24 protein-coding genes and 1 tRNA gene are annotated in these 26,482 nt (G+C 59.6%); 6 read left to right on the forward strand and 19 right to left on the reverse strand.

Annotated features, from left to right (window positions below):
• Positions 1-376: 376 nt before the first annotated feature.
• The 17 genes from ACTQXM_RS07930 to ACTQXM_RS08010 form a co-directional block, all read right to left on the reverse strand.
• Positions 377-1,213: a sugar phosphate isomerase/epimerase family protein gene (locus tag ACTQXM_RS07930; protein ID WP_441062947.1), complete on the reverse strand. Its 837-nt coding sequence runs from the start codon at positions 1,211-1,213 to the stop codon at positions 377-379.
• A gap of 73 nt (positions 1,214-1,286) precedes the next feature.
• Entirely contained in the window at positions 1,287-2,348 is a 1,062-nt protein-coding gene (locus tag ACTQXM_RS07935; RefSeq protein WP_441062946.1) for an SIS domain-containing protein, read from the reverse strand.
• Between the two features lie 170 nt (positions 2,349-2,518).
• Positions 2,519-3,733: an MFS transporter gene (locus tag ACTQXM_RS07940; protein WP_441055343.1), complete on the reverse strand. Its 1,215-nt coding sequence runs from the start codon at positions 3,731-3,733 to the stop codon at positions 2,519-2,521.
• 91 nt (positions 3,734-3,824) lie between these two features.
• Positions 3,825-4,658: a PTS system mannose/fructose/sorbose family transporter subunit IID gene (locus ACTQXM_RS07945; RefSeq protein ID WP_427794524.1), complete on the reverse strand. Its 834-nt coding sequence runs from the start codon at positions 4,656-4,658 to the stop codon at positions 3,825-3,827.
• Positions 4,639-5,412 (reverse strand): PTS mannose/fructose/sorbose/N-acetylgalactosamine transporter subunit IIC, encoded by a 774-nt coding sequence (locus ACTQXM_RS07950; RefSeq protein WP_035137735.1) that lies wholly within the window; start codon positions 5,410-5,412, stop codon positions 4,639-4,641. The genes ACTQXM_RS07945 and ACTQXM_RS07950 overlap by 20 nt, the downstream gene beginning before the upstream one ends.
• Positions 5,413-5,637: 225 nt before the next feature.
• A complete protein-coding gene (locus tag ACTQXM_RS07955) occupies positions 5,638-6,528 on the reverse strand; it encodes a DMT family transporter (protein WP_441083319.1) in 891 nt (296 codons plus the stop codon).
• An 88-nt stretch (positions 6,529-6,616) separates the two neighbouring features.
• Positions 6,617-7,450 (reverse strand): PTS system mannose/fructose/sorbose family transporter subunit IID, encoded by an 834-nt coding sequence (locus tag ACTQXM_RS07960; RefSeq protein WP_427794524.1) that lies wholly within the window; start codon positions 7,448-7,450, stop codon positions 6,617-6,619.
• Complete coding sequence (locus ACTQXM_RS07965; RefSeq protein WP_441062944.1) at positions 7,431-8,204, reverse strand: PTS mannose/fructose/sorbose/N-acetylgalactosamine transporter subunit IIC; 774 nt, start codon at positions 8,202-8,204, stop codon at positions 7,431-7,433. Before ACTQXM_RS07965 ends, ACTQXM_RS07960 begins: the two co-directional genes overlap by 20 nt.
• Positions 8,205-8,264: 60 nt before the next feature.
• On the reverse strand, positions 8,265-8,747 hold the full coding sequence (locus ACTQXM_RS07970) for a PTS sugar transporter subunit IIB (RefSeq protein WP_427719850.1): 483 nt from the start codon (positions 8,745-8,747) through the stop codon (positions 8,265-8,267).
• A 57-nt stretch (positions 8,748-8,804) separates the two neighbouring features.
• Positions 8,805-9,224, reverse strand: coding sequence for a PTS sugar transporter subunit IIA (locus tag ACTQXM_RS07975; protein WP_441062943.1), 420 nt, complete (start codon positions 9,222-9,224; stop codon positions 8,805-8,807).
• Between the two features lie 46 nt (positions 9,225-9,270).
• The gene (locus ACTQXM_RS07980) at positions 9,271-10,332 is read right to left on the reverse strand and encodes an SIS domain-containing protein (protein WP_441062942.1); all 1,062 of its coding nucleotides are present in this window, start codon (positions 10,330-10,332) and stop codon (positions 9,271-9,273) included.
• A 60-nt stretch (positions 10,333-10,392) separates the two neighbouring features.
• A complete protein-coding gene (locus tag ACTQXM_RS07985; RefSeq protein ID WP_441062941.1) occupies positions 10,393-11,508 on the reverse strand; it encodes an SIS domain-containing protein in 1,116 nt (371 codons plus the stop codon).
• Positions 11,509-11,701: 193 nt separating this feature from the next.
• Positions 11,702-12,415 (reverse strand): GntR family transcriptional regulator, encoded by a 714-nt coding sequence (locus ACTQXM_RS07990; RefSeq protein WP_441062940.1) that lies wholly within the window; start codon positions 12,413-12,415, stop codon positions 11,702-11,704.
• Positions 12,400-13,167, reverse strand: coding sequence for a GntR family transcriptional regulator (locus ACTQXM_RS07995; protein ID WP_427719866.1), 768 nt, complete (start codon positions 13,165-13,167; stop codon positions 12,400-12,402). The genes ACTQXM_RS07990 and ACTQXM_RS07995 overlap by 16 nt, the downstream gene beginning before the upstream one ends.
• A 38-nt stretch (positions 13,168-13,205) precedes the next feature.
• A complete protein-coding gene (locus tag ACTQXM_RS08000; RefSeq protein ID WP_441537594.1) occupies positions 13,206-13,694 on the reverse strand; it encodes a hypothetical protein in 489 nt (162 codons plus the stop codon).
• Positions 13,695-14,152: 458 nt separating this feature from the next.
• Positions 14,153-16,681, reverse strand: a complete 2,529-nt coding sequence (locus ACTQXM_RS08005; RefSeq protein WP_441537592.1) for a phosphoketolase family protein — start codon at positions 16,679-16,681, stop codon at positions 14,153-14,155.
• A 204-nt stretch (positions 16,682-16,885) separates the two neighbouring features.
• Positions 16,886-17,914: a LacI family DNA-binding transcriptional regulator gene (locus ACTQXM_RS08010; RefSeq protein ID WP_118388843.1), complete on the reverse strand. Its 1,029-nt coding sequence runs from the start codon at positions 17,912-17,914 to the stop codon at positions 16,886-16,888.
• Positions 17,915-18,097: 183 nt separating this feature from the next.
• On the opposite strand from ACTQXM_RS08010, the gene murB reads away from it, so the two are divergent.
• On the forward strand, positions 18,098-19,060 hold the full coding sequence (murB, locus tag ACTQXM_RS08015) for a UDP-N-acetylmuramate dehydrogenase (RefSeq protein WP_441069075.1): 963 nt from the start codon (positions 18,098-18,100) through the stop codon (positions 19,058-19,060).
• Positions 19,061-19,277: 217 nt separating this feature from the next.
• On the opposite strand, the gene ACTQXM_RS08020 is transcribed toward murB, so the two are convergent.
• Positions 19,278-20,483 carry a PcsB-like coiled-coil domain-containing protein gene (locus ACTQXM_RS08020; RefSeq protein ID WP_427719726.1) on the reverse strand — a complete coding sequence of 402 codons (1,206 nt, stop codon included), beginning with the start codon at positions 20,481-20,483 and terminating at the stop codon, positions 19,278-19,280.
• A 266-nt stretch (positions 20,484-20,749) separates the two neighbouring features.
• Here ACTQXM_RS08020 and galE point away from each other — a divergent pair, with 266 nt between their 5' ends.
• The gene (gene galE / locus ACTQXM_RS08025) at positions 20,750-21,811 is read left to right on the forward strand and encodes a UDP-glucose 4-epimerase GalE (RefSeq protein WP_427728932.1); all 1,062 of its coding nucleotides are present in this window, start codon (positions 20,750-20,752) and stop codon (positions 21,809-21,811) included.
• A gap of 339 nt (positions 21,812-22,150) precedes the next feature.
• Here the strand turns inward: galE and ACTQXM_RS08030 are convergent, their stop codons facing one another.
• Entirely contained in the window at positions 22,151-22,870 is a 720-nt protein-coding gene (locus tag ACTQXM_RS08030) for a GntR family transcriptional regulator (RefSeq protein WP_441055353.1), read from the reverse strand.
• 495 nt (positions 22,871-23,365) lie between these two features.
• On the opposite strand from ACTQXM_RS08030, the gene ACTQXM_RS08035 reads away from it, so the two are divergent.
• The 4 genes from ACTQXM_RS08035 to ACTQXM_RS08050 all read left to right on the forward strand — a co-directional run bounded on the left by ACTQXM_RS08035 (position 23,366) and on the right by ACTQXM_RS08050 (position 26,153).
• On the forward strand, positions 23,366-23,854 hold the full coding sequence (locus ACTQXM_RS08035) for an HAD family hydrolase (protein ID WP_441049365.1): 489 nt from the start codon (positions 23,366-23,368) through the stop codon (positions 23,852-23,854).
• A gap of 128 nt (positions 23,855-23,982) precedes the next feature.
• Positions 23,983-24,996: a polyprenyl synthetase family protein gene (locus tag ACTQXM_RS08040; RefSeq protein ID WP_427728946.1), complete on the forward strand. Its 1,014-nt coding sequence runs from the start codon at positions 23,983-23,985 to the stop codon at positions 24,994-24,996.
• A 138-nt stretch (positions 24,997-25,134) separates the two neighbouring features.
• A complete protein-coding gene (locus ACTQXM_RS08045; protein ID WP_441537593.1) occupies positions 25,135-26,040 on the forward strand; it encodes a peptidoglycan-binding domain-containing protein in 906 nt (301 codons plus the stop codon).
• A gap of 38 nt (positions 26,041-26,078) precedes the next feature.
• Positions 26,079-26,153: transfer RNA gene (locus tag ACTQXM_RS08050), tRNA-Gln, on the forward strand.
• Positions 26,154-26,482: the final 329 nt, after the last annotated feature.

Consider the following 26,482-nt stretch of genomic DNA (forward strand, 5'->3'; position numbering starts at 1 on the left):
CGGTGAGCCCGGCGCCGCGAAGCGCCCTGGCCCTCTCCACCATTCTCCTACTGTATGCCATGCGGACTCCGTTCCGGACCTCAACGGTCCAACTTTTTGTCCGCAGTCCCCTTCTGGCGGAAACTGCGCCCCGAAATTACAGTCCAGAACGGGATGCGGTTTCCGGTTGAGGTCTTCAGCGGAAAGTGCGTCCCGGAATTTGGGCTTGGAATGGGATGTACTTTCCGGATAGGACCGCATACGGAAAGTACATCCCATTCTGGAGGCTCATTCCGGGACAGGCTTTCCGGTTGGGCTTCAAGCGGAAAGTCTGTCCCATTTCTCAGAGAGCGCCAAACTAAAATTCGCCAAACGCCAGCTCGGCGCCCTGTCCCACTTAGGCGCCAATCGCACGACGATACTCTGCCATTACCTGCGCATCGGCAGCTGCGGGGTCGGCAAAATAGCGCCAGTCATAGGTCTCGGCCGAAACAACTCCGCGATAGCCGCGCGCCACCAGCCTATCCAGGTCGGCGCGCATATCGCGGTCGCCGTCACCCCAGGCAAGATGCGTCGTGCCGTCTGCCGCAACATCGACAAAATGCACGTGGGCGACATCATCGCCAAGCAGATCGAAATAATCGTCGATGGTATCCCCTGCCACCGCCATAGCGCCCAAATCCAGACACGCCTTAAGTGCCGGATGATCAACTGCCTCGATCATGCGCTTCGTGTCGGCCGCCGAGTTCACGATCATCGACTCAACCGGCTGTAGGGCCTCGAGCACCAGTCGCACGCCGCGCTCTCCCGCATGCTCGCCAATCGCACGCAGCATCGAGGCGCTGCGACCCCACGCGTCCTCGATCGGCTCGTTCAAAAATGCCCAGCCGCTCGAGACCATGACCTGCTCGGCTCCAAGTTCCGTCGCGATATCCACAACGTTCTTAAAGTACGCGAGCGTGCGGGCGCGCGCCTCATTCCCGCGCGCCGCGATATTCCACGGCTTGGGGTTGTTCTGTTCGGGACAAAGCCCCACAATCCGAACCCCATACCGCTGTGATAGCTCCCGCACCTGCTCGAGCGAATCGTATCCATGGCAATCGACATACAGATGCATCGCCCCGGTCCAAAGCTCGCAACACGTGTAGCCCGAGGCCGCTGCCGAAGAAAAGAACTCCTCAAGGTCAAAATAACGATGGCTGATATTCATGGCGGCAAGCTGGGGATAGCTCATAATTACTCTCCAACCCAAGCGAGGCCCCGTTCCATATAGGAGCGAGGCCCAATTACACAAACGTTATTTGCTCTTAGTAGTCGAACTGGTGATAGTAGCGACGGTAGTTGAGGTTGTGCTTGGTGACCGTCTCGTAGTAAGCGGCAAGGCGATCGGTGATCAGCGAGGAGAGGATCCACGGGGACACGATGACGCGGAACTCGTCGTCAAGGCCGGGGATCGCGAACTCGGCGGTGTCGATGACGTTGATGTCGGTGTCGCCGGTCACGCCGCGGGTCAGGAAGGCGCGGACGCGCTCGTCGAGCTTGCGGTTCTCGTCCTCGCCCATGAACAGGAAGACCGGGACGCCGGGCTCCACGAGCTCGAGGGTGCCGTGGAAGAAGTCGGCCGAGGTGATGTAGCGGGTGCGCTTCCACTGCATCTCCTCGAGGATGCACATCGAGAAGAGGATGGTCTCGCCCCACAGGGCGCCGGAGCCGATGAACATGGTGTAGGGGGCCAGGGCGTACTTCTTGGCGAGCTCCTCGGCGCGCGGCTCGAAGCGCTTGCGGATATCGAGCATGTCCTTCCAGATGTCCTTGGTCTGCTCGATAAACAGGTCGAACTTGGGGAAGCAGCCGCGGCGGTTGAGCAGGCGCAGGCCGAAGCAGTCGGCGAGGTAGTAGCCCATCTCGCAGCCGCCGTTACCATGATCGGAAGCCATCTTGACGCAGTTCTCGGCACCCACAGCCTGGCCGATGGGGCCCTCGGGCTTGGTCATGGCGTAGACGCGCACGCCCATGCCCTTCATCTTCTTGACGGCCTCGAGGACCTCGGGGGTGGTTCCGGACTCGGAGGCGGTGAGCACGACGGACTTCTCGGTCATGCGCTTGTGGCCGGAGACGTTCCACTCGGCGGCGTGGATCAGGTAGACCTCGAGGTCGCGGTCGCCGAACTTGTTCATGAGGTACTCGAGCTGCATGAGCTCGTCCCAGGTGCCGCCGACGCCCATCAGGAACACGGCGTCGTAGCCCTCGTCGGCGACCTTGTCGGCGAGCGCGGTCATCTTCTTGCCGGTCTCGTAGAGCGCCTTGCCGTCCTCGAGGTAGCCCTCCTGGTCGAAATGCATGATCTCGATCTTCTCGGTTTCCTTCATGGCTTTTCCTTTCTGTCCTGCACGCAACTCTATACATCGCGTTTATTTTCGATACCAATTATAGACATACACCTAACGTGTTTTTAATACCACTTATCAATCTGTTCCAATCATCGGTGAACGGTCGAAATTCTCTGGTGAGTGGTATTAAATTAGAATTGAATGTATAGCTAACGCCTCTGGCGCCTCCCTTGTGTGACAAAGAACAGCGTTCCTACCAGCGCAATAATGGTCGATGCCCCAAACAGTACCGTCTGGACACCCAAAGCCTCCGCCAAAAACGGAGCCGCCAGCAGCGGCAGCACGCCGGCGCTCATCAGGCCAAAACGCACAAAGCCGGTAATGCGCCCCAGGTATTTGATGTCAGCGCGCTCCTGAATCAAGATCATCTGCAGCGGTTCCAGGAATCCCCAGGCCAGACCGTTAATCGCCTGACCGATAATCGCGACCCCCAGCATATCGGTGCCCACGTACACCATGGACCCAATGCCCACGGCCATGAGCGCGCCGAGCAGCAATCGCAGGTTGACATGGCGGGCAGAAAGCTTGGTCAGGATGAACGCGCCCACCGAGGAAGTGAGGCCCACGACCGAGGACAGCCAGCCCAGCCAGACGATATCCACGTTGAGCACATCGCGATAGAACAACGACTCCAGCGAATCGAACGCGCCAAACGCAAAGAAGCCCAGAAAGCCCGAGATAAAGATAAGGCGCAGGTCGTGGTCGCGAAACGTAAGTCGCGCGCCCTCGGCCATGCCGCCCAGAATGCCGCCCTTCGGCTTCTCCCCTTTTGCGGGAGCAACACACTCGTGACAGCCCAAGGAGAGCACGGCCGCCACACCCATCATGCCCGCCATGAGCAGATAGACCGATTGCGTGGCAAAACAGCTCACGATGGCACCACCGAGCAGCGGGCCAGCGGTATAGGCGATATTGCTGTAGAACACCATGAGACCGTTCACGCGGGTACGGCCCTCGGTGGTCGACTCCAGGTATCCCGGAAACGCATGCGTACAGGTGTTGATAAAGCCGCCCGCAAGCCCCAAGACGCACGCGGCAAACACAAGCCCGTGGACAGACAACGGCGCCAACCCCACGCCAAGCGATAGCACCGCCGTAATCATGCACGTCACAAACGACGTCCGGCGCGGTCCAAAGCGGTCGATGACCGAGCCCGACACCATATTGCCCGCCGACGTCATAAGATTGCGTACGAGCGTAATGGCAGCAACCAAAAAGGCCGTGCCAGCCAAATCATACGTCGCCGCGCCGATAAGCCCTAAAAAGTACACCGCGTTGTTGGCGCACCATTGCAGGGACTCAATAAGAATCAGCCTGACCTCTGCCGGCGTCAGGCGCATTGCTTCGCGATCCCTCGCGAACATACGAACTCCTTCTATACAAAAAGGGGATGGAGGGCATAGGCCCGCTCCATCCCCTTACCAGTTTGCAATGACAGTCTATGCAGCCGGGCCCTTACGCCAGCACGCCGAAGAACGCGCCGACGATGCCCACGGCCATGGTGGCCACGATCAGCACCATGGGGTTGATCTTCTTGGACAGCAGCCAGTAGTACAGCCAGAAGGCGATCATGCCGAGCATGCCGGGCATGATGCCGTCCAAGATGTCCTGGAGGGTCTGGGCGTCGTCGCCCGAGCCGATGGCCACCGGGATGCTGGCCCAGAACATGTCCTTGCACATGGCGCCAACGACCATGACGCCCACGATTCCCACGCAGGTCATGATCTTCTGCATGAGGCCGGTCCTCTGGGCCTCGTCCAGGAAGCCCACGCCCAGCTCGTAGCCCTTGACGGCGCCCCAGATGCGCAGCGCGAAGCCGGGGACGTTGTAGATGAGCAGGAAGGCGATGGGGCCGAAGGGGTTGCCGGCCTGGCACAGGCTGATGCCCACCGCGGCGGCGACCACGCGCAGCGTCGACAGGAAGATGGAGTCGCCGATGCCGGACAGCGGACCCATGAGGGCGGCCTTGACGTCGTTGACGCTCTCGGGCTCGATCTCGCCGCGGGCGACCTTCTCCTCCATGGCCATCGCGATGCCGCCGACGAACGGGGCGAACTGGACGGTGATGTTGAAGAACGCGCAGTGGCGGTGCAGGGCCTCGGCGTAGTCGTCGGGGCGGCCGGCGTAGATCTTCTTGAGCATGTTGGCGACCATCAGGCAGAAGGCGATGTTCATCTGCTTGTAGTAGGTCCAGGAGAACTCCATGCCCAGGGCGCCGGTGTTGACGGCGCTCTTGATGAGGTCGGAGCGCGTGATCTTGTTCTCGGGACTAGAAGTCATCGTCCTCATCCCCTTCCGCGGAGAGCTGGGGCTGGGCTCCGCCCAGGCCGAGCAGGTCGAACTTGTCGATGCCGATGATGATGGCGATCAGGGCGACGCCCAGGACGGGCACGTTGGCGTAGGAGCACAGCAGGAAGCCCAGGAAGTAGAAGGGCACGAGCTGCTTGGTGAGCACCAGGCGGCCGAGCATGGCGAAGCCCATGGCAGGCAGGATGTTGGCGGCAACGCCGCAACCGTCGATGATGAAGGGCGGGATGAAGTCGAGCAGGCCCTGGATGGCGTCGGAACCCAAATAGAAGGCGCCGCCGCACAGCAGGAAGTACTCGACGCAGCCCCAGATTCCAATTCCCCAATGAACAGCGTAGATGCCTTTGAGGTTTCCCTTGAGGGCGAACTTGTCTGCCATATCGACAAACACAGGGAACAAGGCATTGGTAATGTTGCCGATCGTCAGTGCAAGGACGGCGATGGGCATGGCGAGCGCGATGGCCGTCTCGGTACCCTGACCGAGCTGAATGGCAAACGCGCAGGCGAGCACGCCGCCGACGGTTTCGTTAGGCGGCACGTAGGCGCCGATGGAGATGGAGCCCATGAACAGCAACTCCAGGCTGGCGCCAACGGCAAGGCCAGTCTGCAGGTCCCCCAGCACCAGGCCCACGAGCGGGCACAGGACGATGGGGCGGAACGCGTAGAGGGTACCGAGCTGGTAGTCGAGGCATCCAAACGCTCCGACTAAGCCGACGAGTATTGCTTGGACAAGCATAATTCCTCCCAATAAGGAATCTCGAACCGTCGTCACTCCCGTCGCGCGCGTTGTTGATATCAATTCCGGGAGTTCGATTCCACGGCTCGAAGCGTACCTGGTGTGCTGCTAACACCCATGCCAGGCACAAATGATTTGATACCAATTATAGGTATGCAGGTTCTTACTATTTAATACCACTCGCTCAACGGAGAGTTTTTTACCGTAAACGGCAGACGTATCCCGTCAGGCGCGCTCTTTGTTTCGATGGAGGACAAGCGTCACCAGAAAGCCATCGCCAAAGGCATCGGATGCCAAGTTGGCCACAATCACCAAAACGATAATCGCTGCGCCCAAAAGCTCGTTCCAGCGAAAGACCTCGCCAAAGAGGAGCGCCGACCAGCAGGGAGCGAGCACGACCTCACTCATGCAAACCAAGTTGGCCGCAAACGCGTTGGTGCGCGCAATCCCCTTGGCATACAGCACACTCGCAAGGCCGCTGCAAAAAAGGCCATGCACCAGCATAAGCCCCCACTCAAAGGGTTTCACGGAGCCTAGGTCGTCGGCAAAATAGACGATCGGAAGTATCGAGATGCCGCAGGAGATGAGCGAGGACACCATGGGCAACGCATCGGGGCGAGAGTTTAAAAAGAAACACAGCCCAAAGGTGGCGCCCGAAATGACGGCAAGCAGGTTGCCGAGCATGCCCTCGGCACTCAAATCACCTAAAAAGAAAAGTCCCATACCCGTAAAAGCAACCACCACGGAGGCAATCTTCGCAGGCGAGGGCAACGTGCGAGTTGCGAGCGATTGATACACGATAACGAAAATCATCGAGGTGTACTGCAGAACGATCGCGTTGCCGACCGTCGTGAGCTGGTTGGCAAAGTTAAACGTAGTGCCCGTCACGAAGTTGCAGACGGCCACAAGGACAATAAGACGGCTGACGCGGAGGACAGGCCTGCCGACGAGCAGGATAAAGAGCGCCATAAATATTGCCGTAACGGCACCGATCAAAAGAGCTGACTGCGAATTGGCGCGAACGAGGATGCCGATAAAACTCCACAAGAGCGCCGTGCCAAATAGATACATCGCCCCGCTCACGCCATTATCGGGTGGATTGTCAGATCGAATCACGAAGCACCTCCAGCTAGCTTTCGGTAATAAAAAACGGCGACCGCAATGGGTCGCCGTTTCCCTTGGGGGCAGAATAGAACGTAGGAACCTACGCCAGCACGCCGAAGAACGCGCCGACGATGCCCACGGCCATGGTGGCCACGATCAGCACCATGGGGTTGATCTTCTTGGACAGCAGCCAGTAGTACAGCCAGAAGGCGATCATGCCGAGCATGCCGGGCATGATGCCGTCCAAGATGTCCTGGAGGGTCTGGGCGTCGTCGCCCGAGCCGATGGCCACCGGGATGCTGGCCCAGAACATGTCCTTGCACATGGCGCCAACGACCATGACGCCCACGATTCCCACGCAGGTCATGATCTTCTGCATGAGGCCGGTCCTCTGGGCCTCGTCCAGGAAGCCCACGCCCAGCTCGTAGCCCTTGACGGCGCCCCAGATGCGCAGCGCGAAGCCGGGGACGTTGTAGATGAGCAGGAAGGCGATGGGGCCGAAGGGGTTGCCGGCCTGGCACAGGCTGATGCCCACCGCGGCGGCGACCACGCGCAGCGTCGACAGGAAGATGGAGTCGCCGATGCCGGACAGCGGACCCATGAGGGCGGCCTTGACGTCGTTGACGCTCTCGGGCTCGATCTCGCCGCGGGCGACCTTCTCCTCCATGGCCATCGCGATGCCGCCGACGAACGGGGCGAACTGGACGGTGATGTTGAAGAACGCGCAGTGGCGGTGCAGGGCCTCGGCGTAGTCGTCGGGGCGGCCGGCGTAGATCTTCTTGAGCATGTTGGCGACCATCAGGCAGAAGGCGATGTTCATCTGCTTGTAGTAGGTCCAGGAGAACTCCATGCCCAGGGCGCCGGTGTTGACGGCGCTCTTGATGAGGTCGGAGCGCGTGATCTTGTTCTCGGGACTAGAAGTCATCGTCCTCATCCCCTTCCGCGGAGAGCTGGGGCTGGGCTCCGCCCAGGCCGAGCAGGTCGAACTTGTCGATGCCGATGATGATGGCGATCAGGGCGACGCCCAGGACGGGCACGTTGGCGTAGGAGCACAGCAGGAAGCCCAGGAAGTAGAAGGGCACGAGCTGCTTGGTGAGCACCAGGCGGCCGAGCATGGCGAAGCCCATGGCAGGCAGGATGTTGGCGGCAACGCCAAAGCCAGCAAGGACAAAGTCGGGGATAAAGTCGAGCACGCCCTGGATAGCGTCAGCACCCAGATAGAACGACAGCGAGCACAACAGGAACGCCATGATGATACCGGTGGAACCGATCAGGAAGTGCATCGCATAGACGCCCTTAAGGTTGCCCTGGGCAGAGAAAACATCGGCGCGGTCAACCAAAATCGGCAGGGCGGCGTTGAGGATGTTCTTGATGGCAAGGCACAGCGTGGCGATGGGCATAGCGAGCGCGATGGCTGCCTCGGTGCTCTGGCCCAGCTGGATAGCGAAGGCACAGGCGAGCACGCCGCCGATCGTCTCATCGGGCGGCACGTAGGCACCGATGGAGATTGAGCCCATGAACAGCAGCTCCAGGCTCGCACCGATCGCGAGGCCGGACTGCAGGTCCCCCAGCACCAGGCCCACGAGCGGGCACAGGACGATGGGGCGGAACGCATAGAGCGTACCGAGCTGGTAGTCGAACTTACCAAACGCGGCGATAAGTCCGATGAGGATTGCTTGGACAAGCATACATCCCCCTTTCCTAATAGGACACTACGAAGAACCCGCAGGCTCTTCGAAATTAAACGCCTAGAGCACGCTGGCGCAGTCGACCTTGGGGTCGTCGGCCAGAGGACGAATCTCGACCTCGACGCCGCGGCTCAGCATCTCGCGCACATCGGCTTCCTCGGCCGCAGTCAGGAAGATCTGACGAGAGACCTGACGAGCATCGGGGCGCTTCTCGTCCTTGGGCTTGGTGTTGCCCAGGTTGACCGACTTGATCTGCGGGCAGCCCTCAACAAGCTGCTTTGCCTCAGCGATGGTGGCGACGCAGATAATCATCTTGTATTTGTCAGTCACACCCGAGTTAATGGCCTCGATGGCATTCGCCATATCCTTGATGACGAGCTTGCAGCCGGCAGGCTTTCCCATCTTGAGCGTCGTCTTCCACACCGGGTCGTTAGCGACCTTATCGCCCACGCAGAAGATGCAGTTGGAGCCGAGGCCCTGAACCCAAGAGACCGCGACCTGGCCATGAAGCAGGCGATGGTCGACACGAAGTAGCTGAATCATAATGTGACCCCCCAAAGGTCTTGTGCCGTCTTACGGCGTGTCAGTAGGTGCTGCGGATTAGAACTCTTCTTCCTCGTCGTCATCGACCAAAAGATCGTTGACAAACTTCACGCGCGTATCGTCCGCAGCGACGATGGTGCGAATCGTCTCTTCAACCGGCGCCGACTCGTCAGAGAACAGCAGCTGAATGAGCAGAGGAAGGTTCATGTTGGTAACGAGGTACGTGCGGGGACGCGTCTGGACGATCTTGGTGAACTCGTTGTTGACGCTGCCGCCAAAGAGGTCGGTGCACACGACGACATCATCGTCGTCAGCCATGCCTGCCAGCAGTTTTTGGGCCTCCTCGGCCACGTCCATGCGGTCATCGACGAACATCGAAAGATCGTGGACGTTGTCGCGAGCGCCCGAGAGCAGCTCGATGCTCTCCTTGATGCCGGTAGCGAAGTGCGCATGGCTGGCGATGATGTACTGTCTCATTCTGTGTTCCTCTCAATAGCCCGGCGCGTTCCCGCACCCGTTTTCTTTAGTAGTCGAACTGGTGATAGTAGCGACGATACTTGAGGTTGTGCTTGGTGACCGTCTCGTAGTAGCGAGCCAGGCGGTCGGTAACGAGCACCGTCAGAATCCACGGGGACACGATGACGCGGAACTCGTCGTCAAGGCCGGGGATCGCGAACTCGGCGGTGTCGATGACGTTGATGTCGGTGTCGCCGGTCACGCCGCGGGTCAGGAAGGCGCGGACGCGCTCGTCGAGCTTGCGGTTCTCGTCCTCGCCCATGAACAGGAAGACCGGGACGCCGGGCTCCACGAGCTCGAGGGTGCCGTGGAAGAAGTCGGCCGAGGTGATGTAGCGGGTGCGCTTCCACTGCATCTCCTCGAGGATGCACATCGAGAAGAGGATGGTCTCGCCCCACAGGGCGCCGGAGCCGATGAACATGGTGTAGGGGGCCAGGGCGTACTTCTTGGCGAGCTCCTCGGCGCGCGGCTCGAAGCGCTTGCGGATATCGAGCATGTCCTTCCAGATGTCCTTGGTCTGCTCGATAAACAGGTCGAACTTGGGGAAGCAGCCGCGGCGGTTGAGCAGGCGCAGGCCGAAGCAGTCGGCGAGGTAGTAGCCCTTCTCGCAGCCGCCCGAACCATGGTCGGAAGCCATGGTGACGCAGTTCTCGGCACCCACAGCCTGGCCGATGGGGCCCTCGGGCTTGGTCATGGCGTAGACGCGCACGCCCATGTCCTTCATCTTCTTGACGGCCTCGAGGACCTCGGGGGTGGTGCCGGACTCGGAGGCGGTGAGCACGACGGACTTCTCAGTCATGCGCTTGTGGCCGGAGACGTTCCACTCGGCGGCGTGGATCAGGTAGACCTCGAGGTCGCGGTCGCCGAACTTGTTCATGAGGTACTCGAGCTGCATGAGCTCGTCCCAGGTGCCGCCGACGCCCATCAGGAACACGGCGTCGTAGCCCTCGTCGGCGACCTTGTCGGCGAGCGCGGTCATCTTCTTGCCGGTCTCGTAGAGCGCCTTGCCGTCCTCGAGGTAGCCCTCCTGGTCGAAATGCATGATCTCGATCTTCTCGGTTTCCTTCATTTGTCTCTCCTTTCTGGGGTTGTCTTCACATCCCCCATGCCAACGGGCATCAAAACCCGCTTACATTCCGTAACACTCAGCCGCTTTGGCCTTAAGCGCATTGACTGACTCTTCGTAGCCCTCTGCCTTGACCTCCATTTGCTTGGAGACGGCATCGAGATACGGGTGCACGTCCCATGACTTCAGACGCTCGGCGATCATTGCCGCAATCGTCTGGAAGAACACAAGATTGGGAGTTGCGCTGAGCAGCGGAGCCACCTGAGGCACCACAACCTCGTGAGCCTTACCCTTGGGATGGGCCGTGAGCAGCACCGTTTTTGCCGTAACGTTCGATAGCGCATCGGCGATATTCGCAAGACGCTCCGACCCCTGCGGATCGTCGACGATAAACACCAGATAGCCCGGAACAATCTGCATCTCGGGACCGTGGACGAACTCCTCGCCTTCGTGGTGCATGGCAGGAATCTTGATGGTCTCGCTCAGCTTGAGCGCCGCCTCCTCGGCAACACCGTAGTTGGGTCCGTTGCCGACGACCATGGCGGGCGTGTGCTCAGAAAGATCGAGCATGTGGTCTTGGACATATGCCTCGGCGGTCTTGCACATCACGGCATTGGCATGGATAGCCTCGCGCAGGTCGTCAAGACGCTGGGCAACGCCCTTGGCGTCAATCGTTCCGCGCGCCTGACCGCCGTAAATACCAAAGAGCACCAGGTACTCAACGAGAACCTCAACGCCCAGAGTCACAAAGTCCACCGACTCGACGCCCACACCGTAGTCAAGAACGATGTCAGTGTGCTCCTTGATGGGTGCCTCGACGTTTGCCGTGAGCGCAACTGCAGCCATATCGTGTGCGCACATGTAATCGAGCGCCGCAATCGTATTGGTTGAATAGCCGCTCTGCGAGACGGCGATGTTGAGCGCATGCTGTGGATAGGTGTGTTCAAAATCGACGAAGGCCTCGGGCGTCACAACGGACACCTGCATCTGCAGCGCATCTTGCAGGTAATCGCGGGCGCAATCCGCAGCATGGCGCGACGAACCCGAAGCAACGATGCGCAGCGCGTCAAAAGAACCGGACTGGAAAATATCAACGAGCTGCGCTACCAGCTCAGACGAACGCTCGAGGTTCTCTCCCATACGCACATGGGCAAGCTGAACGTAATCGAGCATCTTCATCGTCTCACCTCGTAACAAATCATTAGTATTTGATACCAATCACAGTTACAGGTTACGGCTTTTTGATACCTCTTTGTCGATTAATTTATCCCCTTCGGCGAACGGTCGATTTTGAGCCATGTAAGGTTGTATATACAGTCGGTCAAATTGCCCAAACAGACCGGCTGTTACCGCGCGCGATGCAAAGCCCCAGCTAGTACGTATAGGTGTAGCCGCCCGCATCGCCACGATTGAAGGACTTTACATACTCGATAGCCTGACCGCTCGCGTCATAGCTCACGCATTCCAAAAGCAAAACAAGATCCCCTTGTTCCAAGCCAAGCAAGCCCGCGTCGCGTGCGCCCACCGCCTCGATATCGAGCTTCTCCTGAGCCATGACCGGCTTTCGGCCTAGCATCTCATAGGTCTCGTACAAGCTGAAGACCGACACGTCAATATCTTCGATTGTGGGAAACAGCCGGCACGGGATGAACGCCATCTCAATCGATACGGGATCGCCGTTGACGCAGTTCAAACGCCGAATCGAATACAACAAATCGTCCTCGGCAATGCCAAACAGGTTGGCATAATATGGGCCCGCATAACGCTTGGAACGCGCGAGGATACGGACGGACGGCTCGCCGCCCGAAGCACGAACCGACTCGCGAAAGCCTCCTGTTCGCTCGTAGGCAACGGGTACTTTCTGCGCCACAAACGCGCCCTTTCCGCGGACGCGTCGAATCTGCCCGCGCCGAACCAGCTCATCGACAGCGCTTCGGATGGTCAAGCGTGTCGTACCAAATTCCTCGGCGAGGTCTTTTTCGGACGGAATCATGGAACCCGTGGGATATATACCGCGCTCGATACATTCCTCGATGCGGCGTCGAATGCGCATATAAACCGGGGTGGCATCTACTGTTTCAGCCATTGTTCACCTGCCACGCTTCTCATTCCGTTCTTTTCGCCGTTATCGGCAAAGCGAAACTTTGTGGGCAAAATCACCGATTTGCAATGCTCCACAAAACGCATGTCCTTATCAAATTCGATCGTGCTCTCATAGAACACCGGCGTTCCCTCTTCTTGCTGGAGCAACTCGGCCTCTTCGGCGTTCAAACGCGAGATGGAGATATGCTCACGTCCATGCTCAACACGCACGCCACCTTCTTTGAGCAAGACATCGTAAAGGCTCTCGCACTCAAAATCGTGCTCGGTAAGCGATGGGCACAGGGACAGGTTAACGTGAGCCGTCTCGATTGACGCCGGCTCGCCCTCAATAAGTCGAACGCGCTGCATGCGGAGCAAAGGAGCGCCTACAGACACCCCAAGCTTGTCGGCAAGCGCCTCATCCGCCTCGATGGTCCCGGTGGAAACCAGACGAGAAGAGGGGTGCAGGCCGGCAGTCCGCACAGCATCGGAGAAGTTATACGTTTCCTGGAAGATGTTCAGCGGCTTGGGAGGACACACATACGTACCCGATCCGCGACGGCTCTCGAGCGTTCCACAAGAGATGAGCCGCGTGATACCGGCGCGCAACGCTGTACGCGAAACGCCGATCTCTTCGCACAGCACGCGCTCGGCCGGCAGGCGATCGCCGCCGGCAAGCTGGTGGTGCTGGATATACCAAAGAATTCCCTCAACAGCACGATCTTTGGGGGGAATTGCATAAGATTCGCCTGCCATTGCACAGACTCCTCATTCAGAAACGTATGCCGCCAAAATTAGACCAGCCCTCCCATGGCATCAAATTCGGCCTTGATCTTCTCGGCAACATTCCGATACGACTTATATAGACTTGAATCGCGTTTGACTTCGTCGGTCATAACGGGAATCTCTAATTTGGAAACCTCGTCTTTTCCCGTCTGAACCGCCACAACAACGCCCATACCAAGACACATATTACGCTTGGCAGCGTTTATTTTCGCTGCCTTGGCAGGATTTGCCAGGATACGCTGGGCAAATTCCTGTTTTGAGACCACTTCCTCGGCCTCCGGATCGCCCGCCTCGGCCACTTCGCACTGCAAAACGTCCGCATAGTCAAAAATCTTCGGCTCGCCGCCGCGCTGATGCACGGCCCACTTGCGGCGCGTGGCGTCCTGGTAGATAGCCGGCAAAAGTGTAAACCGCGGTGGGTCCAAAATCGTATCCGTGATGGTAAACACATCGGGATCAAAGGCATCCTGCGGGTTTTTCTTCTTGAACAGCCCCATATCAGCCTCCCGTACTAGTATTAAACAACTCAAGTTGAATATAGCACCAATTTCAAGCCGCCGCTTTACCGCATCGGTGCGTGGTGTCCATGGCTCGCCCAGCGGAAAAGTTCACGGACGAGGGCGGGGGGGGGGGGGGGGGGGGGGGGGGGGGGGGGGGGGGGGGGGCGCGGCCCCCCCCCCCCCCCCCCCCCCCCCCCCCCCCCCCCCCCCCCCCCCCCCCCCCCCCCCCCCCCCCCCCCGGCAATGTAATCTTGGCTGACCATAGTTAGATGCACGGCTTCTAAGGCAGCATAAGCAAGGTCCCCATTACAAAAAATAGAATCAGCCCCCGCATATCGAAACGGTCGAGAGGGCCGCCTCCGGGCGGGTGCCTTCCCCTGAGAAGTTCGCGAAGCCCACTTCTCAGGGGAAGGCACCCGCCCGGAGGCGGCCCCAGCGCGAGACCGTCCCGGATGCTATTCGTTGTCGCCGGCAGTTAACTGCGTTGCGGAGAGTACGCCGTCGGCAGCGGTTGCGGCTGCGGCGTCGGGCCAGACCCAGTCGGTAAAGGCCGGGTGATCGAAGCCCTCGTCGCACGCGAACTCAAAGGCCTCGGTGCGGAAGGCCTCCCACTCATCAATCTGCTCGGCAAACTTATCGGCGTCAACCATGCGCAGCACGTCGGCGGCCAGGGCCCAGCGGTCCATGTTGTTCAGGCGCAGCATGTCAAACGGCGTGGTCGTGGAGCCCTTCTCCTCGTAGCCGTGAACGCGGAAGGCATCGTGGCCGGGGCGGTTCCAGATCAGACGGCGAATCGTGCCGGCATAGGCGTGGAATGCGAAGAGCACGGGCTTCTCGCCGCGGCCAAACAGCTCAGCCCAGCGCTCATCGCTGATAGCTTGGTCGTTCTCGCAGATGTTCTGGATCTTGAGCAGATCGACTACGTTGACAAACCAGACCTTGATGTCCAGCCCGCGCAGCATATCGGTTGCGGCCAGTGCCTCGAGCGTCGGCACGTCACCGCAAGTAGCGACCACGACGTCGGCCTCGGCGAGCGAGTCGGCAGTCGATGCCCACTCCCAGGTCGCTACGCCCTCGGCGAGCTCAGACTTGGCCTCGTCGACCGTCTGGAAGGTGGGGGCGGGCTGCTTGCCACAGAAGATGGCATTGACGCAGTCGGTGGACTGGTAGACGCGCTCGGCCACAGCAAGGGCCATGTTGGCATCGGCCGGATAATAAGCATTCACGACATGCGTGTCGTTGGCCTTGTTGAGCAGCAGGTCGATAAAGCCGGGGTCCTGGTGCGAAAAGCCGTTGTGGTCCTGGCGCCAGACATGGCTCGACAGCAAAATATTGAGGCCGCTGATAGGAGCACGCCACGGAATCTCGCGCTTGGTTGCTTCGAGCCATTTGCAGTGCTGGTTGACCATGGAATCGACCACGTGGACAAAGCTCTCGTAGGAGCTCCACACACCGGAGCGGCCGGTGAGCACGTAGGCCTCGAGGAAGCCCTCGCACTGGTGCTCGGACAGCTGCTCGACAACCTTACCGGAACCGGCCAGCAGCTCGTCGTTGGCATCGTCCTCGTAGAAACCGGCATCCCACTGCTTCTTGGTCACCTTATAGGCAGCCTGCAGGCGGTTGGACGCGGTCTCGTCGGGGCCGAAGATGCGGAAATCATCCATGTTCTTGGCCAGAACATCGGCAGTGTACTCACCAAAGACGCGGGCGGCCTCGGTGGAGCCCCAGCCGTGGCCCTTACTTGCGACGGGGATCTCGTGAGCGTGAATATCGGGAAGCTCGAGCTCGCGGCGTACCTTGCCGCCGTTCGCGTTGGGATTGGCGCCGATACGCAGCTCGCCGGTCGGCATAAAGGCCGTCACCTCGGGGCGCACCTGGCCCTCGGGCGTAAAGAGCTCCTCGGGCTTGTAGGAGCGCAGCCACTCACGCAGCACGCGGAAGTGCTCGTGGGTGTCCTTGGCACTCGCCAGCGGCACCTGATGGGCGCGCCAGGAGTCCTCGGTCTTCTTGCCATCAATCTGCTTGGGGCAGGTCCAACCCTTGGGCGTACGGAACACGATCATGGGATAGGCCGGACGGACCACGGTCTCGCCCGCAGTGGCCTGAGCCATAGCGGTGGCCTTGATGTCGCAGATCTCATCGAAGACCTGCTCGAACAGGGCGGCGAAACGCGCATGAATGCTCGCATGGCTCTCGTCGTCAAAGCCGGCGACAAAGAAATGCGGCTTATAGCCCATGCCCTCAAAGAACTTGGTGAGCTCCTCGTCGGACACGCGGGCAAGAATGGTGGGGTTGGCGATCTTGTAGCCGTTGAGGTGCAGGATCGGCAGGACGATACCATCGGTTGCCGGGTTCACGAGCTTATTAGACTGCCAAGAGGTCGCGAGCGGACCGGTCTCGGACTCGCCGTCGCCCACCACAGCCACGGCCAGCAGGCTCGGGTTATCCATGACGGCACCGTAGGCGTGGCTGAGCGTGTAGCCGAGCTCGCCGCCCTCGTGGATGGAGCCAGGCGTCTCGGGCGCAAAATGGCTCGGAATACCGCCGGGGTAGGAAAACTGGCGGAAGAACTTCTGCAGGCCGGCCTCGTCATTGGTAATGTCGGGGCGAATCTCGCGGTAGGTACCATCGAGCAACGACTGGGCGGTGCCAGCGGGACCACCGTGACCCGGGCCCATCAAGAAGATCGCGTTCTGGTTGTGATCGGCGATGAGGCGGTTGACATGACCGAACAGGAAGTTAATGCCGGGCGTGGTGCCCCAGTGACCGACCAGGCGGTGCTTAACGTCCGGGCGACCAAAGTCGCGCACCTCACCGGTTTTCTCATCGACAAAGTCGGGGCGCATGAGCGGGTTAGAGCGAAGGTAGATCTGACCGACGGACAGATAATTCGATGCACGCCAATACAGGTCGACGCCCTCGAGCTCGGAAGCCGGCACCTCGTGGCCCAGCTTTTGCCACGGCGTCCCCAGTGTTTTAGCCATTGTTTATGTCCCTCCGCTGTGCGGTCGCCCTCCAATACGGCAACCATTCGTTGGGACTAGTATATTTGCTAAAACGTTTTATCATGGTGAAAAAACGTTTTATCACCCTTATCAATCACATCGGTCAACAAAACGCGACATTCACCTGCAGCATTGTCTGCCACAGGTGCTCCACATTCGGTCTCTGCAAATTGATAAACGTGTTTAGTTATGTTTAGTAAGCTCGAGCACGCTGCCCTTAACGATAAGCGCCGGCTCCAGGACGACCTCTTCGGCACGCCTACCGCCCCTACCGGCAAGACGCTTGGACATGCAGCCAAAAGCATGTTCAGCGAGGACACCAGGATCCTGCTCAATGGCGGTCAGCGCCGGCTCAAAGAGAACGTCGGCCGCCGAGTTGTCATAGCTCACCACCGAAATATCGCCCGGGATGCTCTTCCCCATCTCGTGCAAACGCTTGAGCAAACCGAGGGCAATGTTGTCCGAGCTTGCGAATACGGCAGTGGCGTCGGTTGCGAGCACCGCCTCCGAGGCCTCGTAGGCGCTCGGAATGTAGTACTCGCTCTCAAACTCCAAACGCGCATCGATAGGCAGGCCAACCTCGCGCAGCGCGCGCTCATAGCCGGCAAGTCGCTTGCGACCCGTATTGGAACGACGCGCATTAACCAAGCAGGCAATGCGACGGTGGCCCTGCTCGATCAGATAGCGGGTAGCCATATAGCCACCCATCTCGTGGTCGAACATCACCTTGTCGCACTCGAGCCCCTCAATGGCGCGGTCGACCATCACGGCAGGGATGGGTAGATGGCTGACCTCTTCGCGCAGGGCACGGTCGTCCGAGAACTCGTCGCCTACCACCAGGAAGACACCATCGACGCCGCGCGTCACCAGCTGGCGCAGCAGTTCCAAGTCATCGTCGGCGCTTCCGCCCGAGCTGGTAATAAAGAGCGCATAGCCGTCCTCGCGGCAGCGCTTTTCCAAGCTACCGGCAAGTGAGGCAAAAAATCGGCTCTCGATGTTGGGGACGATAAGGCCCAGGGTGCGTGACTCGCGCATGACCAGGCTGCGTGCAATCTGGTTGGGAACATAGTGGTTGCGCGCCGCGACCTCCTTGATGAGCTTGCGGTTTTCTTCCGAGATGCGACAAGGCCGATTGTTGAGAACAAGCGAGACCGACGAGGGGGAAAGCCCCACCTCCTGGGCGATCTGCTTGAGGGTGACTTTGTTGGCCATCTCGCTCCTTCCGGGTTTACGCGCAATCTCTTGAAAGTATAGCGACTGCCCCTCTACCTCGATGATAAACACTTTACCAATCCGGTAGACGGCTGTTTTATCGCCGCCAGCGCACCAAATACGTCCAGGTGGGGTATATTGCAGTCGATTGATGACAACGACCACCAAAAGGCGGATATTCGGATGCACGAGAACGACTTTTTTAACGAGGACCTGCTGTGCGCGCTCGCTGGCGTTGCCGGCGAGGACAACGTGTTGATGAGCGAGCCCATGCGCGAGCACACCACGTTTAAGATTGGCGGCCCGGCCGACGTCTTTGTCACGCCCGACACCGAGCAGAGCCTCGTCGCCACGCTTGATACCTGCTATCGCTGCGATCTGCCACTCACCATCGTGGGCAACGGCTCCGACCTACTCGTCGGCGACAAGGGCATACGCGGCGTCGTCGTAGCGCTAGGCGAGGGCCTCTCCGACATTACCGTCGACGGCACGCACGTTACGGCAGCAGCCGGTGCGCTGCTTTCGGATGTTGCGGCCGCGGCAGCCGAGGCCGGTCTCACCGGCATGGAGCCCATCTCGGGCATCCCCGGATCGGTCGGCGGCGCCTGCTACATGAACGCCGGCGCCTACGGCGCCTGCATGGCCGACGTGCTGGAGTCTGTACGCGTCTACAAGCCCGCCCGCATGCTCGACGACGGCACCCGCGGTAGCGGCAGCATCATCGAGTTCGATGTCGACGAGCTCAATCTGGGCTATCGCAAGAGCCGCATCGCCGACGACGGCTTCATCGTGCTTTCGGCCACCTTCAATCTCGCCCCGGGCAACGCCGCGATGATCAAGGCCGACATGGACGACTACCGCCAACGCCGCGAGGACAAGCAGCCGCTCGACATGCCGAGCGCCGGCTCCACTTTCAAGCGCCCCGAGGGCCACTTTGCCGGCAAGCTCATCATGGACGCCGGGCTGCGCGGCCATGCTGTCGGCGGCGCCCAGGTGAGCGAAAAACACTGCGGCTTCATCGTCAACGCCGACCACGCCACCGCCGCCGACGTCGACGAACTCATCCGCCACATCCAAGCAACCGTCAAAGACCAATTCGGTGTAGACCTAGAACCCGAAGTCCACCGAGTAGGCGAATTTTTATAAAAAGAAGGCCCCAAAAGGGGCCTTCACTTTCTTTAATTCAGACAACCAGTCCGGTGTGTCGCGCCTTGAGCCCGGAAGGTCCGGGACTGCGGGCGGGGCATAAGGTTGGTCGCGAGTTCCGCACGCAAAGAAGGCCACTTAATGTGGCCTTCGTCTTGCGCAGGACTGTAGAGCAGGCAACCTTATGCCTCGCCCGCAGTCCCGGACCAAGCCGCAGCTACGACAGCGCGATACCGCCGAGCCAGCCCCAGCGCACACCAGAGCCAGTACCGTAAAAGCTAATGAACGAGTCAAGCGACCTCGACGTGATGGCGCCCTCGTTACTCATAACGATGCCGCCGCCAACATAGATGCCCACGTGTCCGTACAGCAGACCCGGCATACCGGTGCCACTGTGCGACGAGTCGGCCACGATCATGCCCACCTGCAGCGCCGAACGATCGGAGCTGTAGCACCAGGCGTTAAACATGTCGCACGCGTTGCCGCCAAAGTAGCCCACGCCGGCGTTGCGGAAGACGTTGGTGACCCAGGCGGCGCACCAGTTTAGGCCAGGCGAAGGCGTGGAGTAGCATGCGTTGACGACAGCCTGCTGCTTGCCCGAGCCGGCATTCTGTTGCGGATTTCCGGGCGCATACGATCCGCCACCCGAGTTTGAACCACCCGAGTAGGAATTGTTCTTGTTTGCGGCAGCCGCAGCAGCGGCAGCCTTCTTGGCAGCCTCCTCAGCCTGGGCGGCAGCGAGAATCTCGGAATCGCGCTGTGCCATGAGCTCCTTGACATCGTCGGAGAGGCCGTTCAGAACCGTCTGGACCTCTTGCTGCTTGGCCTGCATGTCCTGCATCTGGGCAGTCTGCTGGTCCTTGAGCTTCTCCAAGTCGGCTTTTTGCGACTCGAGCTCGGACTTCTGCGTATCGAGCTCTTTCTGGATGGTCTGGATATCCTCGATGGCGTCGCGGTCGCTCTTGTTGATCTTCTCAACATAGTGCGCATTGGCGACGAGCTCCTCAAACGAGCCCGAAGCGAGCAGCAGCGACAGGATGTTGGTGCCGCCCGACTTATAGTTGGCGGAAACGCGATCGGAAAGATCGCCGCGCTTCTTTTTGAGCTCGGCCTTCTTTTCGTCAATCTGCGCCTGCGTGCTGTCAATCTGGCCCTGTACGCTCTCGATATCGTTGAGGGTCTGGGCGTTCTTGTTGGCCAGCGCCGCGTATTCATTTGCGATGCTGTCGAGCTGGGCCTGGACCTCGTCAAGCTGAGCCTGGGCCGCATTGAGCTTGTCGGTGGTTTCCTTGGTGGCCTCCGCAGCATGGGCGCGAGCGGGCAGACCAAAAAGAACGGCTGCAGAAGCGGCGCCGAACAAGGCCTTGAGGGCAGTGCGACGCGAAAGCTCCTGGGAAAGGATGGAATCGCTGTTTGGTGACATATCTACTCCGTTACATGTTCATTTATATGTCGCTCAACTCATACATATTAGCGTACATCCGACACGTCCCAACGATTTCCACGAACGGCAGCAAACCCCATGGTCGGCGGCTCGTATGCAAACGTCAAAGTCAAGGTTATGCCCACGCCAAACATTTCCATGAGTACGTTAGCATGTTCGTCTGCTTTTCCTGCCCTGCACGTTTTGGGTGCCCCTGCCTGCGCTATACTCCCTCAGGAAGTGTTCCTGATTCGATAGGAGACTACATGTCCAAAGCACTCGACCCCAAAGACACCTGCGTCCTCGTAACCGGTGGCGCCGGCTTTATCGGCTCGCACACCGTCGTTCAGCTGCTCGAGGGTGGCTACCAGGTCGTCATCGTCGACGACCTCTCCAACTCCAGCGCCGTCGCCGTCGACCGTGTCAAGACCATCGTGGGCGACAAGGCCGCCAAGAACCTCACCTTCTACGAGGCCAACGTGCTCGACCGCGATGCCATGAACAAGATCTTCGATACCCATCAGATCGACCGCGTCATCCACTTCGCCGGCTTTAAGGCCGTCGGCGAGTCGGTGAGCAAGCCCGTCGAGTACTATCACAACAACATCGAGAACACCCTGGTGCTCGTAGACGTTATGCGCAACCATGGCTGCAAGTCCATCATCTTCTCGAGCTCCTCGACCGTCTACGGCGATCCGGATAACCCGCCCGTCACCGAGGAAGACCCCAAGAAGCCTGCGACCAACCCCTATGGCTGGACCAAGTGGATGATTGAGCAGATCCTTATGGACGTTCACACCGCCGATCCCGAGTGGGACGTTGTGCTGCTCCGCTACTTCAACCCCATCGGCGCACATCCGTCGGGCCTGATCGGCGAGGACCCCAAGGGCATCCCCAACAACCTGGTGCCTTATGTCGCGCAGGTTGCCGTGGGCAAGCTCGAGGCCGTTCAGGTCTTTGGCAACGACTACCCCACCCCCGACGGCACGGGCGTGCGCGACTATATCCACGTGTGCGACCTGGCCTCGGGCCATGTGGCCGCCCTCAACTGGATGAACGGCAAGACCGGCGTTGAGATCTTCAACCTGGGCACCGGCACCGGCACCTCGGTGCTCGAGGTCGTCGCCGCCTTCTCCAAGGCCTGCGGCAAGGAGCTGCCCTATGTGATTCGCGAGCGCCGCGCCGGCGATATCGCCGCCAACTGGTGTGATGCCTCCAAGGCCGAGCGCATGATGGGTTGGAAGGCACAGTACGACATCGCAGACATGTGCCGCGACAGCTGGAACTGGCAGAGCCACAACCCCAACGGCTTCGCCGACGCCGAGTAGCAAAAACCTACACACCGTTCTTGCCCCGATCTCACGATGTGAGACCGGGGCTTTTTCATGGCATGTAACCATTCGCCGAAAATCGACCAACTTATTTTTCTTGCCTATATATGTTATTGGCTCGGGGACTTTGCCCCTTTTTCTGATTTGTACAATACGCTGTTTGGCTAGTTGTTTGAACAAGTATTGTTAGAGCGGTAGAAAAACTTCGGTGAACGGTTCTCGATACATTCGTACTTGACAAATATTGTCTAAACAATTAAAGCGCCCCGTGCGGCCGATATCCCATCGACAGCACGGGGCGCTTCATATCGAAACGCAAGCTTATGCGTCTGTTACCTATCGCTTGGAATTGACGCGGTAATGGAAGATCTCGGGGTGTGTGCGAGCATGCGTCACCTCGAACAAGATGCCATCCGATGTGTACGACTGACTCTCCATGACGGCAACGCAGTTGTATTTGCCGAGGTCAAGATAGCTGCAGTCTTCATCGTTGGCGAGCTCGACACTCACCGTACGGCGACTCGCCATCACTTTGATGCCGCGCTTGTGCTCCAGATAGTCGTAGATAGATTCTGCCGCGATCTCGGGAGTCAGACCCTTGGCGATCGACTCCAAAAAGTAGCCATGGTCCACTTGGCGCGCGCTGCCGTTGAGGCTTCGGACACGCACTACGCGAATCAGCTCCTCGCCCACCTTAAAGCCCAGGCGACGAGAGAGCTGCTCGGTGCAGACCAGATGTTCAAAGGACTTAACGTCCGTCGATGCAACGGCATTGCTGCGCTTTGCAAATTCGCCAAACGACTCGACTTCCTCGAGTGCGCCCAGCATGTCGGTTTCGCCCTTGAGCCAAATAACGCGCACGCCCTTGCCGTGTATGGGCTGCACAAACATCTCGTCGGCCAGCATGCTCAAGGCGCGGCGGACGGTATTGCGCGTGCAGTCGAACTCTGCGGTCAGCTCGGCTTCGGTTGGCAGCATCTCCTGGAACGCATAGGTCCCGTTAATGATGCGCGAACGGATCTCGCGGTAGATTCCTTCGTAAATCGCTTTTGGCATGGCTTCACCTCTAATGAATATGTATGGCTAGGCACGATAGCATTTCTTGGGGTTGTTTAAACCGTCTATCGGCAAAGCACGGATTATTTACCGTCGACGGTTCCCCCGGCACCCAAATCGGACCGAATCAAAACCGTCAATGCGGCAAGCAGCCAGTCCTCTACAATGAGTTCATTGTTTAAACGTTCTTGCTCGCACAGCATGTTGCATCCGGAAGGCATATTATGCTGCAGAAAATCCAACGCTTTGGCGGGGCAATGTTCGCGCCCGCCATGCTGTTTTCCATATCGGGCCTTATGGTCGGCGTCTCCGCCCTCGCAACGTCTGCGGACATCGTCGGCGACCTCGCCGTATACGGAACCCCTTGGTATGTTTTTGGGCTATCATCCAGCGCGGCTCGTGGACGGTCTTTAAACGCCTCCCACTGCTTTTGCCGTAGCGCTGCCCATCGGCCTTGCCCAAAAGCAACCGGCGCGCTGCTGCTTCGAGGCACTCGTGGCCTATTTTGCCTACTGCTTCTTTTTGAGCGAGATCATTAAGCTGAGCGGCGATAACCTTGGACTTAAGTACCCGTCGTCTTTGACCTCCGCCAGCGGCATCACCATCATCGACGGCATCAAGACGCTCGACACCGGCATTAAAATTCTTATGTCCACACCGCTCGCCAACCGCATCGCCCAAGATGAAGAGCTTGGGCCTCTGCTCTGCCTCAACGAGCTCGAACTCGAGGTCACGGAAATCTCGCCTCGCGAGTGCACCAAACGGGCCGGAATCAAGGCCGTGCTTGACGCCCTGGGGCCAGATCACGGCACTGTGTACGGCATCGGCGACGCAAGCAACGACATCGCCCTCATGGAGGCGGTCGATGTTGGCGTCGCCATGGGCAACGCGCCGGACTTCCTCAAGGAAAAGGCCGACTACGTCACCGACAGCTTCGACCACGACGGCGTCGTCACCGCGCTCGAGCACTTTGGACTTATCTAGCCGCGCCTCTTGCCGCATTTGCGACAACATGGCTCAATCGTCTTCAACCGCCGCGCTCGATGCCCTAATGTGGCAATATGTTGTCTGCATAACGCAACGATGCAACCTAAGAAAGAATGCGAGAACCCGTGTCCAGTCCGTTTACCAGCTTTTTAGCCCAGCATTTTGACCAGATTAACGACTATCTGGCCACGTTCTTTGACGGACAGGCGACCTCTGCCGATATCGAGCGCTACCTGTACGCGCCGCTCTCGGCATTTACGGCCAATGCCGGCAAGCGCCACCGCCCGCTCATCTGCATGCTCGCCGCCACCGCGGTAGGCGGCAGCTTTGAGAGCGCCCGAAGCGCGGCGGCGGCCATCGAGCACTTTCAGTCGGGAGCGCTTATCCATGACGACATCGCCGACAACGGCCAGCTGCGCCGCGGCAAGCCCTGTATGCACCTTACCGAGGGTACGGGACTTGCCATCAACTGCGGCGACCTAGCGCTCACCATGGTTACCAAGACGGTTCTCGACGACCCCACGCTCGAGGCAGACGTGAAGCTCCGCGTGCTCCACGAGCTCACCGAGATGATCGTTCGCACCATCGAGGGTCAGGCGCTCGACCTGGGCTGGGTCCGCGATGGGCGCTTTGACATCTCGGTCGACGATTATCTGGACATGGCGACGCACAAGACCGCGTACTACAGCGGAGCCACGCCACTTGCCGCCGGAGCCATTATCGGTGGCGGCAGCGAAGACCAGATTGAGGCGCTGCGCGCCTTTGGCCTGCACACGGGCCTTGCCTTTCAGATCCAAGATGATCTGCTCAACCTTATTGGCACCAAGGAGGCCGCCAACAAGGACTTCCGCACCGATATCACAGAGGGCAAACGCACGCTCGTCGCCGTGCATGCCCTGTCAGACGAGCGTTATCACGACGAAGTCGAGGCAATCCTTTCCTCGGGCACCGAGGACCCCGCGCAACTCGCACGCGCCGTGGAGATCTTCCAGCAGACCGGCTCTGTCGATTTCGCCCACACTTACGCACTCAACCTGACTGCCAAGGCCAAGGCCGCTATCGAAGGTGTCGAGCTCGACCCGCATGCACGCGAGCTGTTCGACTCCATGGCAGATTTCTTTGTGGAGCGCCTTAACTAGCGGGGGTTATAAAACCTGTCAGCAGCGCATTTGGGTACAACTTGCTACACTGTTGAGTGCATGTTTATGCAACCCTTTGCGTTGTCTATCCGACACACGCTCAAATAGTACGAATGGTACGCCGAAAGGGGCTCGTTCATGGAACCTATCACAACGGGCATGCAGGGAGCAGCCGTCGAGGACGTCCAGTCCCGCCTTCTGCAGCTCGGCTATACAATCGATGACGCCGAGGTCGCCGACAAGCGCTTTGGCACCACCACCGAGCAGGCTGTTGGTACCTTTAGGCTCGACAGCGGCCTTGCCGCTGGCTACGCCGTCGATATCCCCTGTTGGAGCGCCCTGGTAGACGCCTCGTATAAGCTGGGCGACCGCACGCTTTATCTGCGCATGCCCAATTTCCATGGTGCCGACGTTCGGGCCCTGCAGAGGGCACTCAACGCTTTGGGTTTTGCCTGCGGTGAGGACGACGGCTACTTTGGCCCGCACACCGAGGCGGCCTTGCAGCAGTTCCAAGAAAATGTCGGCCTGTTTGCCGACGGCATGGCATTCCAGGATACCTACGCCTATATCAACCGTCTGCATCACGTGTGGGAGGGCAAACCCTCGGTTACCGAGGCCGAGTCGCGCATCGGCTTTGCCCGCGCCGCCAACGTGCTCGAGCGCTTCCAGATTGCCGTCATCGGTGAGGACCCCATCGCACGCAGCGTTGCATCGCGCATGTGGAACATCGCCACGGCGACGACCGACAACAGCGGCATGATGCTTTGCGATTCCGAGGTTCCGACCGACGTGGACCTGGTACTCGAGATCGCAAGCGATGGGCTGCCCGCAGATGCAGCGCCGCGCGCCACGATCGCCCTTGCCGAATGTCACAACCTGGCGCAGCGCATCCGCACTGCCAATATCGCCGCGCAACAAAAGCCTGCACGTATCCGCATTGAGCTCACGGGCATGACGCGCTACAACGGAACCTTCACCGCAAGCGATGCACAGACACTCGCCGTACGCCTGCTCGATGGCGTTTGCGATGCCCTCGCAGATTAGGTAAACTAGACGAGCTGCTTTTGGGCAGCACCACACATTGGGACGTAGTTCAACGGTAGAACTCCGGTTTTTGGTGCCGGCTGTTGGGGGTTCGAATCCCTCCGTCCCAGCCAAGGTAACTGAGCGCCCCGGGCTTTCATTAGCCCGGGGCGCTTTCTTGTGGGCATGCGGAGGGATTCGAACCCGCAAGGGTGCGGAGCTGAGGAAACGCGAAGCGTTTTCCAGCGCAGCACGCAAGGAGCGGAGCGACGCAGCGGGGCGCGGCCGCCGGAAGGCGGACGCGGAATCCCTCCGTCCCAGCCAAGGTAACTGAGCGCCCCGGGCTTTCATCAGCCCGGGGCGCTTTCTTGTGGGCATGCGGAGGGATTCGAACCCGCAAGGGTGCGGAGCTGAGGAAACGCGAAGCGTTTTCCAGCGCAGCACGCAAGGAGCGGAGCGACGC

It is taken from the genome of Collinsella sp. LCP19S3_D3, from assembly GCF_052121455.1.
Taxonomy (GTDB): domain Bacteria; phylum Actinomycetota; class Coriobacteriia; order Coriobacteriales; family Coriobacteriaceae; genus Collinsella.

Excerpts from the sequence above, each read along its gene's own strand:
- ACTQXM_RS07930 (WP_441062947.1), bottom strand. The coding sequence starts at position 1,213 with ATGAGCTATCCCCAGCTTGCCGCCATGAATATCAGCCATCGTTATTTT.
- ACTQXM_RS07935 (WP_441062946.1), bottom strand. The coding sequence starts at position 2,348 with ATGAAGGAAACCGAGAAGATCGAGATCATGCATTTCGACCAGGAGGGC.
- ACTQXM_RS07940 (WP_441055343.1), bottom strand. The coding sequence starts at position 3,733 with ATGTTCGCGAGGGATCGCGAAGCAATGCGCCTGACGCCGGCAGAGGTC.
- ACTQXM_RS07945 (WP_427794524.1), bottom strand. The coding sequence starts at position 4,658 with ATGAGGACGATGACTTCTAGTCCCGAGAACAAGATCACGCGCTCCGAC.
- ACTQXM_RS07950 (WP_035137735.1), bottom strand. The coding sequence starts at position 5,412 with ATGCTTGTCCAAGCAATACTCGTCGGCTTAGTCGGAGCGTTTGGATGC.
- ACTQXM_RS07960 (WP_427794524.1), bottom strand. The coding sequence starts at position 7,450 with ATGAGGACGATGACTTCTAGTCCCGAGAACAAGATCACGCGCTCCGAC.
- ACTQXM_RS07965 (WP_441062944.1), bottom strand. The coding sequence starts at position 8,204 with ATGCTTGTCCAAGCAATCCTCATCGGACTTATCGCCGCGTTTGGTAAG.
- ACTQXM_RS07970 (WP_427719850.1), bottom strand. The coding sequence starts at position 8,747 with ATGATTCAGCTACTTCGTGTCGACCATCGCCTGCTTCATGGCCAGGTC.
- ACTQXM_RS07975 (WP_441062943.1), bottom strand. The coding sequence starts at position 9,224 with ATGAGACAGTACATCATCGCCAGCCATGCGCACTTCGCTACCGGCATC.
- ACTQXM_RS07980 (WP_441062942.1), bottom strand. The coding sequence starts at position 10,332 with ATGAAGGAAACCGAGAAGATCGAGATCATGCATTTCGACCAGGAGGGC.
- ACTQXM_RS07985 (WP_441062941.1), bottom strand. The coding sequence starts at position 11,508 with ATGAAGATGCTCGATTACGTTCAGCTTGCCCATGTGCGTATGGGAGAG.
- ACTQXM_RS07990 (WP_441062940.1), bottom strand. The coding sequence starts at position 12,415 with ATGGCTGAAACAGTAGATGCCACCCCGGTTTATATGCGCATTCGACGC.
- ACTQXM_RS07995 (WP_427719866.1), bottom strand. The coding sequence starts at position 13,167 with ATGGCAGGCGAATCTTATGCAATTCCCCCCAAAGATCGTGCTGTTGAG.
- ACTQXM_RS08000 (WP_441537594.1), bottom strand. The coding sequence starts at position 13,694 with ATGGGGCTGTTCAAGAAGAAAAACCCGCAGGATGCCTTTGATCCCGAT.
- ACTQXM_RS08005 (WP_441537592.1), bottom strand. The coding sequence starts at position 16,681 with ATGGCTAAAACACTGGGGACGCCGTGGCAAAAGCTGGGCCACGAGGTG.
- ACTQXM_RS08010 (WP_118388843.1), bottom strand. The coding sequence starts at position 17,914 with ATGGCCAACAAAGTCACCCTCAAGCAGATCGCCCAGGAGGTGGGGCTT.
- murB (WP_441069075.1), top strand. The coding sequence starts at position 18,098 with ATGCACGAGAACGACTTTTTTAACGAGGACCTGCTGTGCGCGCTCGCT.
- ACTQXM_RS08020 (WP_427719726.1), bottom strand. The coding sequence starts at position 20,483 with ATGTCACCAAACAGCGATTCCATCCTTTCCCAGGAGCTTTCGCGTCGC.
- galE (WP_427728932.1), top strand. The coding sequence starts at position 20,750 with ATGTCCAAAGCACTCGACCCCAAAGACACCTGCGTCCTCGTAACCGGT.
- ACTQXM_RS08030 (WP_441055353.1), bottom strand. The coding sequence starts at position 22,870 with ATGCCAAAAGCGATTTACGAAGGAATCTACCGCGAGATCCGTTCGCGC.
- ACTQXM_RS08045 (WP_441537593.1), top strand. The coding sequence starts at position 25,135 with ATGGAACCTATCACAACGGGCATGCAGGGAGCAGCCGTCGAGGACGTC.